Annotated in this window: 13 protein-coding genes; all 13 read left to right on the top strand. The window is 60.8% G+C overall.

Features of this window, described 5'->3' with window-relative positions; genetic code table 11:
• Positions 1-133: 133 nt before the first annotated feature.
• The 13 genes from DW151_RS01285 (at position 134) to tpiA (ending at position 14062) form a co-directional block, all read left to right on the top strand.
• The gene (locus DW151_RS01285; RefSeq protein WP_055251823.1) at positions 134-1090 is read left to right on the top strand and encodes an ABC transporter permease; all 957 of its coding nucleotides are present in this window, start codon (positions 134-136) and stop codon (positions 1088-1090) included.
• A 3-nt stretch (positions 1091-1093) separates the two neighbouring features.
• Positions 1094-3109 carry a dipeptide/oligopeptide/nickel ABC transporter permease/ATP-binding protein gene (locus tag DW151_RS01280; RefSeq protein WP_035138893.1) on the top strand — a complete coding sequence of 672 codons (2016 nt, stop codon included), beginning with the start codon at positions 1094-1096 and terminating at the stop codon, positions 3107-3109.
• Complete coding sequence (locus DW151_RS01275; RefSeq protein ID WP_089573612.1) at positions 3110-3937, top strand: ABC transporter ATP-binding protein; 828 nt, start codon at positions 3110-3112, stop codon at positions 3935-3937.
• Between the two features lie 80 nt (positions 3938-4017).
• Positions 4018-4995 (top strand): acetylxylan esterase, encoded by a 978-nt coding sequence (locus DW151_RS01270; protein WP_117584274.1) that lies wholly within the window; start codon positions 4018-4020, stop codon positions 4993-4995.
• Entirely contained in the window at positions 4988-5839 is an 852-nt protein-coding gene (locus tag DW151_RS01265; RefSeq protein WP_117584275.1) for an acetylxylan esterase, read from the top strand. The genes DW151_RS01270 and DW151_RS01265 overlap by 8 nt, the downstream gene beginning before the upstream one ends.
• A gap of 68 nt (positions 5840-5907) precedes the next feature.
• Entirely contained in the window at positions 5908-6828 is a 921-nt protein-coding gene (locus DW151_RS01260) for a dihydrodipicolinate synthase family protein (protein ID WP_035138887.1), read from the top strand.
• 173 nt (positions 6829-7001) lie between these two features.
• A complete protein-coding gene (locus DW151_RS01255; RefSeq protein ID WP_117584276.1) occupies positions 7002-7967 on the top strand; it encodes an ROK family protein in 966 nt (321 codons plus the stop codon).
• Positions 7968-8107: 140 nt separating this feature from the next.
• Complete coding sequence (locus DW151_RS01250; protein ID WP_022094877.1) at positions 8108-8794, top strand: N-acetylmannosamine-6-phosphate 2-epimerase; 687 nt, start codon at positions 8108-8110, stop codon at positions 8792-8794.
• Between the two features lie 101 nt (positions 8795-8895).
• Positions 8896-9816: an RNase adapter RapZ gene (gene rapZ, locus DW151_RS01245; protein ID WP_022094878.1), complete on the top strand. Its 921-nt coding sequence runs from the start codon at positions 8896-8898 to the stop codon at positions 9814-9816.
• A gap of 6 nt (positions 9817-9822) precedes the next feature.
• Positions 9823-10752 carry a DNA-binding protein WhiA gene (gene whiA, locus DW151_RS01240; protein ID WP_099431435.1) on the top strand — a complete coding sequence of 310 codons (930 nt, stop codon included), beginning with the start codon at positions 9823-9825 and terminating at the stop codon, positions 10750-10752.
• Positions 10753-10945: 193 nt separating this feature from the next.
• On the top strand, positions 10946-11971 hold the full coding sequence (gene gap, locus DW151_RS01235; protein ID WP_022094880.1) for a type I glyceraldehyde-3-phosphate dehydrogenase: 1026 nt from the start codon (positions 10946-10948) through the stop codon (positions 11969-11971).
• Between the two features lie 140 nt (positions 11972-12111).
• The gene (pgk, locus tag DW151_RS01230) at positions 12112-13302 is read left to right on the top strand and encodes a phosphoglycerate kinase (protein WP_099431437.1); all 1191 of its coding nucleotides are present in this window, start codon (positions 12112-12114) and stop codon (positions 13300-13302) included.
• Positions 13295-14062: a triose-phosphate isomerase gene (tpiA, locus tag DW151_RS01225; RefSeq protein ID WP_089572945.1), complete on the top strand. Its 768-nt coding sequence runs from the start codon at positions 13295-13297 to the stop codon at positions 14060-14062. Before pgk ends, tpiA begins: the two co-directional genes overlap by 8 nt.
• Positions 14063-14067 lie beyond the last annotated feature (5 nt).

Genomic DNA, 14067 nt, shown 5'->3' with positions numbered 1-14067 from the left:
GGCGTCGGTCGTAAGGCAACGTCCTCATAGTTGAAACAAAGACCCGGGCGACCTCGATGTCGCTCGGGTCTTGTAATGAGTATCCGTACTCATATACCAGTTGGTCCTACCGACAAAAGAAAGGGGAGAGAACGTGAACAACTTGCTACGTTTGATTGGAAGGCGTCTTGTGGCGCTGCCGATCATGGCATTGGGCGTCACCGTCCTGGTGTTCTTCCTTATGTCGTTCTCCAAGACCGACCCCGCCTACACGGCGTTGGGTGACGGTGCCTCGCCCGAGGCGGTTGCCGAGTACCATGAGAAGTATGGTCTGGACGACCCCTGGCCCGTGCGCTACGTGCGCTATATGGGCGATTTGATCCATGGCGACATGGGCACCTATGGTGCTGCTCGCAACTCCGTTGCCAAGCGCATCTCCACGGCCCTGCCCGTCACGATGCAGCTGACCTTCATCGGCCTTGCCATCGGTGCGGTCGTTTCGTTTTTGCTCGGCGTCATCGCGGCACTGTATCGCGACAAATGGCCGGACCAAGTGATCCGCGTCTTTTCCATCGCCGGCCTGGCAACCCCGTCGTTCTGGCTTGCCGTTCTGTTGATCCTGCTGTTCTCTTCTTATCTCAAGGTCCTCCCGGCATCGGGTGCCCTGCCTCACTTCACCACGAATCCGGCTGGTTATCTGGGCCGCATGATTATGCCCGCCATCGCCTTGGCATTTCCGCTGACGGGCCAGATGACTCGTATCGTGCGCACCGCCATGGTCGAGGAACTCGACAAGGACTATGTCCGTATGGCTCGCGGTGCCGGCGTTCCCGAGAAGGTCGTCGTCGGCATCAACGTTCTTCGCAATGCGCTGATCACCCCGGTCACCACCCTCGGTCTTAAGATCGGTTATCTCATGGGCGGCGCCGTCGTCATCGAGGTTATCTTCAACCTCCCCGGCATGGGCACCGCGATTCTGCAGGGCGTTCAGGGCAACGAGGCGAACCTGGTTCAGGGCGTCGTTATCGTCGTTGCTCTTGCCTTCATCATCATCAACATCGTGGTTGACATGCTCTACCTGCTCATCAACCCGCGCATCAGGACGGTGTAGATTATGGTAAAGATTCGAGAGAAGCAAACCGAGCAGCTCGAGAAGGCTGCCTCCAAGGGGCTCAAGCTCGGTGGCTGGAAGAAGATGACGCTGTCTTCTAAGATTGCCGCCGTCGTGCTGGTGCTGGTCGCCCTGACTGCGATTCTGGCGCCCCTTCTTGCCCCCTATAGCCCGGTCGAGATCTTTACGGCTCGCCAGGCTCCCGGCAACGGATTTATCTTCGGTACCGACGATAAGGGTCGCGACATTCTGTCGCGTATGCTCTACGGTGGTCGTTACTCGCTGATTATCGGCTTTGGCGCCACTGCTATGGCTCTGGTCTGCGGCTCGGTCGTGGGCGCCCTTGCAGCGGTTTCGCGCAAGGCCGTCTCCGAGACGATCATGCGTATCTTGGACATCATCATGTCCATCCCGGGCATCGCCCTCGCGGCCGTCTTCGTCTCCATCCTGGGCAACTCCGTGCCGTCGATCATCTTCGCCATCGGCTTTATGTACACTCCGCAGATTGCCCGTATCGTGCGCGCCAACATCGTGTCCGAGTACGGCGAGGACTATGTCCGCGCGGTCATCGTTTCCGGCGCCAAGGCTCCGTGGATTTTGATCAAGCATGTTCTGCGTAACTGCATCGCCCCGATCATGGTCTTCACCGTTACCCTGGTCGCCGACGCCATCATCTTCGAGGCCTCGCTGACCTTCATCGGCGCTGGTATTCAGGAGCCCACCGCTACCTGGGGCAACATCCTCGCCGACGCCCGCGGCGGCGTGCTCGCCGGCCGTTGGTGGCAGGCGCTGTTCCCGGGCCTGGCCATCATGATCACCTGCCTGGCACTCAACATCCTCTCCGAGGGCATTACCGACGCCATGGCCGCTGCTCCCTCCGCCGCCCTGGATCCGACCGATTCCTCCAAGCGTCGCGAGGCCGACCTGCTGGTCTCTGACCCCGTTCGCGCCTACAAGGAGCAGGCCCAGTCCCTCTCCGCTCGCCTTGGCGCCCTGCGCGATGTCGAGCTCAAGCGTGACGATCGCCATGTGCCCGACGAGTCTGTCGAACCGATCCTTTCGGTCCGCGATTTCTGCATCCAGTTTGAGCATCACGGCGATATCAACGTCGTCGACCATGTCAACTTTGACGTCCGTCCTGGTCAGACCATGGGCCTGGTGGGCGAGTCCGGTTGCGGTAAGTCCATCACCACGCTGGCCATCATGGGCCTGACCGACGATGACGAGCACCTTTCCGGCGAGGTCCTCTGGGAGGGCCGCGACCTGCTCAAGATGAGCAAGAAGGAGTGGTTCGGCCTGCGCGGTACCGATATCGCTATGGTCTATCAGGACGCCCTGTCCTCGCTCAACCCCTCCATGCTCATCTCTGCCCAGATGAAGCAGCTCACCAAGCGCGGCGGCACCCGCAGCGCCGAGGAACTCCTGGAGCTCGTGGGCCTCGACCCCAAGCGTACGCTCGAGAGCTACCCGCATGAGCTTTCCGGTGGCCAGCGTCAGCGTGTCCTGATCGCTATGGCCCTTACCCGCGACCCCAAGCTGGTCATCTGCGACGAGCCCACGACCGCTCTGGACGTTACCGTCCAGAAGCAGGTCATCAAGCTGCTCAACGACCTTCAGGCCAAGCTCGGCTTTGCCATGATCTTCGTCTCGCATGACCTGGCGCTGGTCGCCGAGGTCGCCCATAACATCACGGTTATGTACGCCGGTCAGGTTATCGAGCAGGCGCCCACCAAGGAGCTGCTCACTAACCCGATCCACGAGTATACCCGCGGTCTTCTGGGCTCCGTTCTGTCCATCGAGAGCGGTTCGGGCCGTCTGCACCAGGTGCCCGGCGCCGTTCCGAGCCCGCGCGATTTCCCCAAGGGCGATCGCTTCGCGCCCCGCTCGAGCCATCCGCGCATTGGCCTGGACACCCGTCCGGTCTTCAAGCGCGTGCCCGGCACCGAGCACTTCTATTCCGAGCTCCCCGACGAGGTGCTCAAGGCAAATGGTTTGACCCCTCACGCGGAGGTGATGTAGATGAGCGAGACCGCAGTCAACGGCGTCGAGCCGATCATCTTCCTTGATGACGTCCACGTCACCTTTAGGACCCGTACCGGCTCGATTCTGCACCCCAACCTGGTTCACGCCGTCCAGGGTGTAACGATTAGGCTCATGCCCGGTCAGACGATCGGCATCGTCGGCGAGTCCGGTTGCGGTAAGTCCACCACCGCCAACGTCATGTGCGGCCTGCAGGCCCCCACGAGCGGCAAGGTCTACTTTAAGGGCAAGGACGTAACCAAGCGTACCGCCGAGGACCGTCGCCACATGGGTCGCGTCATCTCGGTCGTGTTCCAGAACCCGGCCACGGCGCTCAACCCCCGCATGGTCGTTCGCGAGCAGCTGCTCGATCCCATGCGCGTCCACAATCTGGGCACCGAGGCCGAACAGGAGAAGCGCGTCAAGGAACTCCTGGAGCTCACCGGTCTGCCCAGCTCCGCCGCCGAGGTTCTTCCCGGTCAGCTTTCGGGCGGCCAGCGCCAGCGCGTCGCAATTGCCCGTGCCCTGTCGCTGAACCCCGATGCCATCATCGCCGACGAGCCCACCTCGGCTCTGGACGTTTCGGTCCGCGCGCAGATTCTGAACCTGCTGACCGACCTTAAGAAGGAGCTCGGCCTGGCCATGGTGTTCATCAGCCATGACATCCAGACGGTCCGCTATATCTCTGACGACATCATCGTTATGAATGGCGGCAAGATCGTCGAGCAGGGCGAGGCCAAGCAGGTCTTCCAGCACCCCCAGGACCCCTACACCAAGATGCTGCTCGGCGCTGCGCCGTCGCTGCTGCATCCCAAGCTCGGCGAGTAGTCTCGCTTTCCCTCCCGTGCGCCCGGTTCCCTTGCCGGGCGCACCTCCGTTGCGATTTCGAAAGGTTGGGTTCACGAGCCATGCCAAGTGCTCAGGAGCTGCAACAGCAATTTGGTGAATATCGAGGCGCCATGCCCCGTCCATCAGATTTCGATCTCTTTTGGAAGGATCGCATGGCCGAGGCCGACGCCGTCGGGCTTGACTATGCGATCGAGACGGCATCGGTCACCGATGCCGTGACCTGCCAGCTTTTCGACCTCTGGTATACCGGCATGTGTGGCGCTCGCCTGCATGCCAAGTACCTTAAACCCGTCTCGGACGAGCCCGTGCCATTGGTACTTCAGTTCCATGGGTATCCGGGTGCAAGCCGCAGCTGGTTTGAGCAGGCGTCGTTTGCGGGCATGGGCATGGCACTCATCGCCCTCGACTGCCCCGGCCAAGGAGGTCCCTCCGAGGACATTGGTGGATTTGAGGGCACAACGGTCGCGGGCCATATCGTCGCCGGTATCGACGGCGACCCGGCCAACCTCTACTATGTCCGCTTGCACCAAGATATTCGCATCCTGTGCCGCATCGTTCGCGAGCTCGAGGGCATCGATCTTGCCCGTGTGTTTGTGAACGGCGCGTCGCAGGGCGGCGGTTTGGGCATTGCGACCTGTGCACTTAACAGCGAGCTTATCAATCGCGCCGCCATCCTCTATCCCTTCCTGTCGGATTTCCGCCTGGTCTGGGATTTGGATGCCGACGACATTGCCTACGAGGGCCTGCGCTATTGGTCTCGCTGGTTTGACGAGGACTCGACTCGTATCGACGTAGCCTATGCCAAGCTGGCGTACTTCGATTCCAAGAACTTTGCCCCTATGGTCAAATGCCCCGTGCTGTTTGGCACCGGCACAGCCGATACCGTCTGTCCGCCAGCGACGCAGTTTGCGGTCTATAACAACCTGACCTGTGAAAAGCGTCATGAGTTCTTTGAAGGCTTTGGCCACGAGGAGATTCAGGATTTTGACGATCTGATCATTCCGTTTTTCTGCAAGGGAGGGGAGGCTTATGTCTAAGTGCGAGAGCAATGTCAATGAGCTGATTGTCTCCGACCTTGTGGGGATTCCCGGAACGGTCTCGTCAAGGCTCGCTGATTTCCGGGATTGGCGCGGTGATGCTTCTGCGGATGTTTCCGAATTAGAGATAGCCGCTTCGGACCTTGAGGTTTGCGGGCCGAGTATTACGGTGATCGATTTCGCCAATCCGTATGCCCGCTACTCCGAGGTTTCCTTTGAGCTTGGTGGCGATGTGGTCCACGCACGCTTGATTGAGCCTGCCGGTCGCGCCCGAGCATCCGAGCTTGTGCCGCTATGTCTGATGTTTCACGACATCGACCGACCCGTGCGGGGATGGCATCACATGACGAGGTTTGCGGCCATGGGATATGCCGTGCTTGCGCTGGACGATGAGGCGATTGGATCCAGCGAGCTGCAGCAGGGGATTGCCTCTCCTGCTTTTGTCAAGCGCGTCCGTTGGGGTTGCGCGATGGCGAAGGTGGCGCGCAATCTTGATGGCGTGGACCCCGACCGCATCTTTGCATGGGGCGAGGGCCTTGGCGGCGGAGTCGCGCTGGCGGTTTCTGCTCTGGACGAGCGGGGCCTCGCCTGCACGGCGGTTGCCAATCCGCTTCCTGGCGGCCTCGAGGCGCTGTCGTCTCGGGTGCGCGGATCGGTGCTCATGGGCACATCGCTTATGGATACCGTGAGCGATCCCAAGGATCAGTTTGCCGTATTCAACGGTCTTGAGTGTGACCGGAGGCATATCATCTATGCAAAATACGCTCACGAGCGCATCAATGCGTTCGAAAACAAAGTCGTCGACTTCTTTAACCAAACGTTCTACCCGTGTTCTTTGGCCTAGACGGCCTGGACACTGCCAACAAGAGTGGGCGGCATAGGGCTGCCCGCCAGACAGCTAAGGAGATTCTTGTGGCAACTCAGAAATTCACCGGCGTTATCCCTCCCGTCGTTGTTCCCGATACCGAAGACCACCAGCTCGATGTTGCCTCCTTTGAGCGCAGCATCAACCGCATGATCGATGCCGGCGTCGATGGCTTGTTCTTCCTGGGCTCCTCGGGCGAGGTTGTCTTCTCCACCGACGAGCGTCGCCGTCAGATCATCGCCGAGGCCGTCCGTATCGTCGACCACCGCGTTCCCGTTCTGGTCGGCATCATCGACACCGAGACCGAGCGCATGATCGAGCACGGCAAGGTCGCTCAGGAGCTGGGCGCCGATGCGCTTGTCGCCACCTGCCCGTTCTATGCTCTGCAGGGCATGACCGAGGTCGAGGAGCACTTCCGCATCCTGCATGAGGAACTCGACCTGCCCATCTTCGCCTACGACATCCCCGTGTGCGTCCACACCAAGCTCCCCTGGAAGCTCCTTGCCAAGCTCGGCGCCGAGGGCGTTCTGGCCGGCGTCAAGGATTCCTCGGGTGATGACATCTCGTTCCGCTACCTCGTTCAGGAGAACGAGAAGAACGGACATCCGATGAGCATCCTCACCGGTCATGAGGTTGTTGTCGACGGCGCCTACCTCGGTGGCGCCGACGGTTCCGTCCCGGGTCTCGCCAACGTTGAGCCCGAGGGCTACGTGCGTCAGTGGAAGGCCGCCCAGGCTGGTGACTGGGCTACCGTCAAGGCCGAGCAGGATCGCCTCAATGAGATTTCGCACATCTGGGATGTCACCTCTGGCGTCCAGGGCTATGCCGGTGGCGTTGGCGCCTTCAAGACTGCTATGAACCTCATGGGCATCTTCGACAGCCCGACCATGCCGCGCCCGGTGAAGGCCATGACCGGCGAGAACGTCGAGGCGATTAAGAAGGTCCTTCAGGACAACGGTCTGCTGTAGTGCTTTCCCAGGCGCCCAACCTCGCGCCTCAACCGTGCGGCCATGACCCATTAGGTCAATGGCCACACGGTTTCTCGGCGATTTCGGGCACCTGGAAAACCTTTACCGCGCTGTGACGGCTAGCCTGACGGCGCATTTCCTGTAGTTGTTTTTTATCTCCTAAGGAGAGCGACATGGAGAACAAGTACGTCTGCTCTGTCGATATCGGCGGAACTAAGATCGCGACTGCCATCATGGAGTACCCGGCTGACGGCAGCGTGCCCCATCCCGTTTTTGAGGCCGAGGTTCCTACCGAGGCCCAGGAGGGCGGCGAGGCCGTATTCCAGCGTATCGAGGCGTCCATCAAGGCTGCTCTCGAGTCGAATCCCGATGTCGAGGTCCTTGGCGTCGGTATCGGTGCCGCCGGCGTCGTCGATCCCAAGACGGGCGCCATCGCGTATGCCAATGAGATCATGCCCGGCTGGTCCGGCGTTCAGTTGGGGCCGCGTCTGCGCGAGGACCTCGGTCTTCCCGTTGCCGTCGTAGGCGACGTGCAGGCTCATGCTCTGGGCGAGGCCCACTGGGGCGTCGGCAAGGGCAAGTTCTCCGTCTTGTGTCTTGGCATCGGCACGGGCATCGGCGGCGCATATGTCGAGAACGGCCGCGTGATGCAGGGCTTCCATGGTGCTGCCGGCCATATGGGCCACATCGAGTGCTCGGCTGCCGCCGGCATTCCCTGCGCCTGCGGGCGTTCCGGCCATCTGGAGTCGGTTGCTTCGGGCACTTCCATTGGTCGAATGTACGATGAGCGTTTTGGCCGCGTCGACCCCAGCCGTCCTTCGGTCGGTCGCGATGTGAACGACCTGTGTCGTGCTGGCGACGCAAAGGCGACCGAGGTCATCCATGACGCCGGCTTTGCGCTGGGCGCCAGCTTGGGCTCGCTTGCCAATATTCTGGATCCAGAGGTCATCGTGCTTTCGGGCGGCGTAATTCATCAGGGTCCCGATTGGCGTTCGCAGACGTGGAAGGACTCGGTGCACGAGGGCTATGCCAGCCAGGCGCTCGACCCGCTTCAGGACACGCCGATCCTCATCGGTTCTCTGGAGGGCGACGCGCCGCTTATCGGTGCCGCCGAACACCTTCTTGCGTCGTTGAAGTAAACATAACTACCAAGTGCGCCTTCTGAGGTGCCGCAGATTGACGTGAAAGAGGAGCGAAGCGTACTTCGGTACGCGAGCGACGGTTTGAACGTCAAGGTGCGGTGTCTCAGAAGGCTGTTTTGAGAAAGGTTGAGTCGCACATGACCGTTGATCCTTTGATTCAATCCCTGAAGGGAAAGCTCGTCGTGAGCGTTCAGGCGTATATGGGCGAGCCGCTTCGTACGCCCGAGACCATGGCTCAAATGTCTCGCGCTTGCGAACTCGGCGGCGCCGCCGCCATTCGCTGCCAGGGCCTTGCCGACATTGCCGCCATTAAGGGTCGCTGTGAGGTTCCTGTTATTGGCCTATGGAAGGATGGACACGAGGGCGTTTACATCACGCCGACGCTGCGTCACGCCCGCGCCTGCGTTGCTGCTGGTGCCGATATCGTGGCGATCGATGCCACCGATCGTCCGCGCCCCGATGGCAAGACGGTCGAGGATACCTTCCGTCCGCTGCACGAGGAGGGTGTGCTCCTGATGGCGGATTGTGCCACCATCGAGGACATTCGCCGTGCGGTTGATATGGGCTTCGACCTGGTATCTACCACGCTCTCTCACGGTGTCGCCGCCATCGACTGCACCATGGCCGATGGCCCCGACCTGCCGCTCCTGCGTCAGGCGACCGAGGAATTCCCCGGCCTTCCCATCATTTGCGAGGGTCGCGTGCATACGCCCGAGGAGGCTCGCGCCGCGATCGATGCTGGCGCCTGGGCCGTTGTCGTCGGCACCGCCATCACGCACCCCACGAGTATTACAAGTTGGTTCAAGGCTGCGCTTGAGGCGTAAGACAGGCCTCGTATCCGCTCGGGGCGGTATACTCAATAAAGGCAATTGACCGCGCGGGATCCGGGTTGCTGGGTCCCGTGCTTGTTTTCGGGAGGCAGCACATGCAAAAGGGAGATGCCATGGATGCGGCGGAGCGCTCGGAGCGCATCCCCGATATCGTCATCATCACCGGAATGTCCGGATCGGGCCGCACGCAGGCCATGCACGTGTTCGAGGACATGGGCTATTTTTGCATCGATAACCTGCCTCCGCGTCTGATCGCCCAGCTTGCCGAGCTCGTCGGCATTAATACGGGCGTGGGCAGGCATCTCGCCGTCACCTGCGATTTGCGTAGCCAGGGCTTGTTCGATGAGCTGCTCGATGCGGTCGCCGCGCTCGAAGAGCGCGAGATGAGCTGCGACATCGTGTTCCTGGAGGCTTCTGACGAGGTACTGATTCGTCGCTACAGCGAAAATCGCCGCCGTCATCCCATTGCCAAGCCGGGGGAGACTACGGCCGATGCGATTCAGCGCGAGCGCCTGCAGCTGCAGGGTGTGCGCGATCGAGCCGATATGATTATCGACACGAGCCGCCTACGCACCTCTGCGCTGCGCAACAAATTGCGCATGGCGTTCTCCGAGTTGTCCGACCAGCAGCTCATGGACGTTCACGTGTTCTCGTTTGGCTTTAAGCACGGTATGCCCGTCGAGGCGGACATTATGATCGACGTTCGCTTCCTGCCCAATCCGTTCTACGATCCCGAGATGCGCACCATGACCGGTCTCGATAAAAAGGTCTCCGACTTTGTTCTGGACCATCCCAAGACCCAGGAGTTCTGGAAGGCCTGGACGCAGCTGCTCGATACGGTGATGCCGGGCTATATCGCGGAGGGTAAGCCGCAGCTTTCTATCGCCATCGGCTGCACGGGCGGACAGCACCGTAGCGTCGCCATCGCCGAGGCCACGGCCCGTTACCTGGAAGGCGCCCAGTATCACGTGAGCATCTCCCACCGCGACCTGTCGCGCGCCAACACGAAGGCATAGGCCTGCATGTCGTTTACCGCCGAGGTGCGTGACGAGCTTGCGCGCTGCGAACCCGAATGTGAATACTGCGATTTGTCGACGCTTGCCGCCCTGACGCGTGTGAGCGGTACGCTTTCGTTGGCCGGCTCCGGGCGGTATCGTTTGACGGTCGCGACCGAGACGGGAGCCGTCGCGCGCACGATGATCACGCTGACGCATCGCATTCTTAAGCTCAAAACGGAATTCACCGTTCGTAAATCGGTCTTGCATAAGGTCCGTAACTATCTCATTACCCTGCCCGATCAACCCGACCTGGACAAGGCTCTGGTGCTGCTGGGCATTCTAGACCGCAGGGGAGGGCTCGTCGCTGGTGTTCCCCGACACATCGTTGCCCGTCCCTGCTGCAGGCTTGCCTACATCCGCGGCGCGCTCATCGCGGGCGGCTTCGTGGCCGATCCACGCGGCGATTTTCATTTGGAGATCGCGGTGCAGGGCGAGCAATATGCTAAGGGGCTTTGCGACCTGTTGGGGCAGATTGGGGTCCATGCTCGTGTTAATGCACGGCGGGGGTCATATGCCGTGTACATTAAGAGCGCCGAGGAAATCGAGCATCTATTAAAGCTGATTGGTGCCAAGCGCAGCGTTGCCGAGATTGAGGAGGCGCGCGCGGTCAAGTTGGTTAAGAACGATGTGAACCGTCGCGTGAACGCCGAGCTCGCCAACCAGACCAGAAGCGCCGGTGCTGCCCAACATCAGCTTGCGCTTATCGATGAGCTCGAGCAGCGCGGCCTTCGCGATGCGCTTCCGGATGCCTTGGCGGTCTTTTGCGACCTGCGCGAGCGCTATCCCGATCTGTCGCTGCGTGATTTAGGTGAGATGGCTGACCCTCCCTTGTCGAAGTCGGCCCTCTACCATCGAGTTTTGAGGCTTGAAAAGCTCATTGAAGCAAACCGGTAGTTTAAAGTATCGACTTATATACGGATTTAGCTGCTATTTTATTCTTTAAAACGTTTTAACGTAAATTTGATTTTCAATTTCGACTATTCTCGTGAAATTCAAGTCAAAAAAAAGGTATATTAGGCGAGTGGTTAGTTTGTGGGCCTCAACGGCGGGCGCTGTAGCTTGCGGGGGCCTTACGAAAGGAGACACAATGGCAGTAAAGGTTGCTATTAACGGCTTCGGTCGCATCGGTCGTCTGGCTTTCCGTCAGATGTTCGGTCATGAGGGCTCCGAGATCGTCGCTATCAACGACCTCACCTCTCCCGATATGCTCGCTTACCTGCTGAAGTACGACTCCACGCAGGGCAACTACGCTCGCGATCACGAGGTCGTTGCTGGCGAGGATTCCATCACCGTTGACGGCAAGGAGATCAAGATCTACAAGGAGGCCGACGCCAACAACCTGCCTTGGGGCGACCTCGACGTCGACGTCGTTCTCGAGTGCACCGGCTTCTACACCAGCAAGGCTAAGGCTCAGGCCCACATCAACGCTGGCGCCAAGAAGGTCGTCATCTCCGCTCCGGCCGGCAGCGATCTGCCCACCATCGTGTACAACGTCAACCACGAGACGCTGACCGCTGAGGACAACATCATCTCTGCTGCTTCCTGCACCACCAACTGCCTCGCCCCGATGGCCAAGGGTCTGAACGACTTCGCTCCCATCGTGTCCGGCATCATGACCACCATTCACGCCTGGACTGGCGACCAGATGCCGCTCGACGGCCCGCAGCGCAAGGGCAACAAGCGTCGTAGCCGCGCCTGCGCCGTCAACATCGTCCCCAACACCACCGGTGCTGCCAAGGCTATCGGCCTGGTTCTCCCCGAGCTCAACGGTAAGCTCATCGGTGCCGCCCAGCGCGTCCCGACGCCGACCGGCTCCATCACCAACCTCTACGCTGTCGTTGACAAGAAGGTCACCGTCGACGAGGTCAACGCCGCTATGAAGGCCTACGCTGCCACCATCTCCGAGACCTTCGGTTACAACGAGGACGACATCGTCTCCACCGACATCATCGGCGAGACCCACGGCTCCATCTTCGACGCCACTCAGACCATGTGCTCTGATCTCGGCAACGGCCAGACCCTCGTTCAGGTCACCTCTTGGTACGACAACGAGAACTCTTACACCTCTCAGATGGTCCGCACCATCAAGTACTTCGAGAAGTTCGTTGCTTAATTTAGCTTTTAGCGAATAGCTCGTTGAGCGTCTAAAGAAGGGCGCGGCCTTATAGGGCTTACACCCTAGGGTCGCGCCCTTTTTATAGGAAATCGTCTGCCGTAATGGGAGGCAGACACGTACGAAAGGTAGAAGCAAACATGGCCTTTACCAAGAAGACCGTCCGCGACATCGATGTCGACGGCAAGCGCGTTCTCGTCCGCGTTGACTTCAACGTGCCTATCAAGGATGGCGTCGTTGGCGACACCACCCGCATCAAGGCTGCCCTGCCCACCATCAACTACCTCGTTGAGCACAACGCTCGCGTCATTCTCATGAGCCACCTCGGCCGTCCCGAGGGCACCGGCTTCCAGCCTGAGCTCTCCCTTGAGCCTGTCGCCAAGAAGCTCGCTGAGCTCTCTGGTCTCGATGTTGCCTTTGTCGCCGACACCTACGGCGAGAAGGCTGCTGAGGCTGTCGCCGCCGTCGAGCCGGGCAAGGTCCTCGTTCTCGAGAACGTCCGTTTCGACAAGCGTGAGAAGAAGAACGATCCCGAGATCGCCAAGAAGCTCGCTTCCTATGGTGACGTCTTCGTTCTCGATGCCTTCGGCACCGCTCACCGCGCCCAGGGTTCCGTCGTGGGCCCCGCCGCTTACCTGCCTGCCGTCGCCGGCTTCCTGCTCGAGAAGGAGGTCGACACGCTGACCGGCATCTTCGCCGAGCCCGAGCGCCCCTTCGTCGCTATCGTCGGCGGTTCCAAGGTTTCCTCCAAGATCGGCGTTCTCGATCACCTCATCGACTCCGCTGACACCCTGATCATCGGTGGCGGCATGGCCTACACCTTCTTCCTGGCTCAGGGCCTGACCGTCGGTCAGTCCCTCAAGGAAGAGGACTGGGTCGAGCGCGCCGGCGAGATGCTCAAGAAGGCCGAGGAGAAGGGCGTCAAGATCCTGCTCCCCATCGACAACCGCGTTGCCGATCACTTTGGCGAGGACGCTGTCCCCGAGGTTGTCGCTTCCGACGCTATCCCCGACGATCGTGAGGGCATGGACATCGGCCCCAAGACCGAGGAGCTCTACGCCGAGGCCGTCAAGGGCGCCAAGACCGTGTTCTGGAACGGCCCCATGGGCGTCTTCGAGTTCGACAACTTCGCTCACGGCACCCAGGCTATCGCCGAGGCCGTCGCCGAGGCCGACTGCACCTCGATCATCGGCGGTGGTGACTCTGTCGCGGCTGTCAACAAGTTCAACCTGGCCGACAAGATGAGCTGGATCTCCACCGGTGGTGGCGCTTCCATGGAGCTCGTCGAGGGTAAGGCCCTGCCCGGAGTGGAGGCGCTTCTCGATGCCTAATCGCACCCTTCTTATCGCTGGTAACTGGAAGATGAACAACGACGTCGCCGAGGCCGCCAAGCTCGCCGACGAGCTGGCTCAGGCTCTGCCCGAGGTTCCGGCTGGCGTCGAGGTGCTCGTCTGCCCTCCGACCATTGACATCACCACGGTTCATGACCGCATTCAGGCTGCCCCCATCGCCCTCGGTGCACAGAACGTGTACTGGGAGGCCAAGGGTGCCTTCACCGGTGAGTCCTCTTGCGACATGCTCAAGTCCGCTGGCTGCACCTACTGCATCATCGGTCACTCCGAGCGTCGCGACTACTTCCACGAGACCGACGAGGACCAGAACAAGAAGGCCAAGGCCCTCGTTGCCGCCGGTCTTGTTCCCGTCTTCTGCTGCGGCGAGTCCCTCGAGGTCCGCGAGGCTGGCACCTATGTCGAGCACGTCGTGAACCAGGTCAAAGCTGGCCTTGCTGGTCTTGAGATCACCTGCCCCAAGCAGGTCGTCGTCGCCTACGAGCCCATCTGGGCCATCGGCACCGGCAAGACCGCTACCGCCGAGGACGCTCAGGAGGTCTGCGGCGCTATCCGTGAGACCCTCAAGGAGATGTTTGGCGAGGAGCTCGCCGACGGTATCCGCGTCCTGTACGGTGGTTCCGCTAAGCCCGGCAACATTGCCGAGCTCGTCGCCAAGCCCGACGTTGACGGCGCCCTCGTGGGCGGCGCTTCGCTCAAGGCTGCCGACTTCGCCTCTATGGTCGTCAAGGCAGGCGAGTAGGACAT

It is taken from the genome of Collinsella sp. AM13-34 (assembly GCF_003473055.1).
Taxonomy (GTDB): domain Bacteria; phylum Actinomycetota; class Coriobacteriia; order Coriobacteriales; family Coriobacteriaceae; genus Collinsella.
The sequence above is the reverse complement of the archived record's forward strand: the minus strand, read 5'-3'. Positions and strand labels throughout refer to the sequence as shown.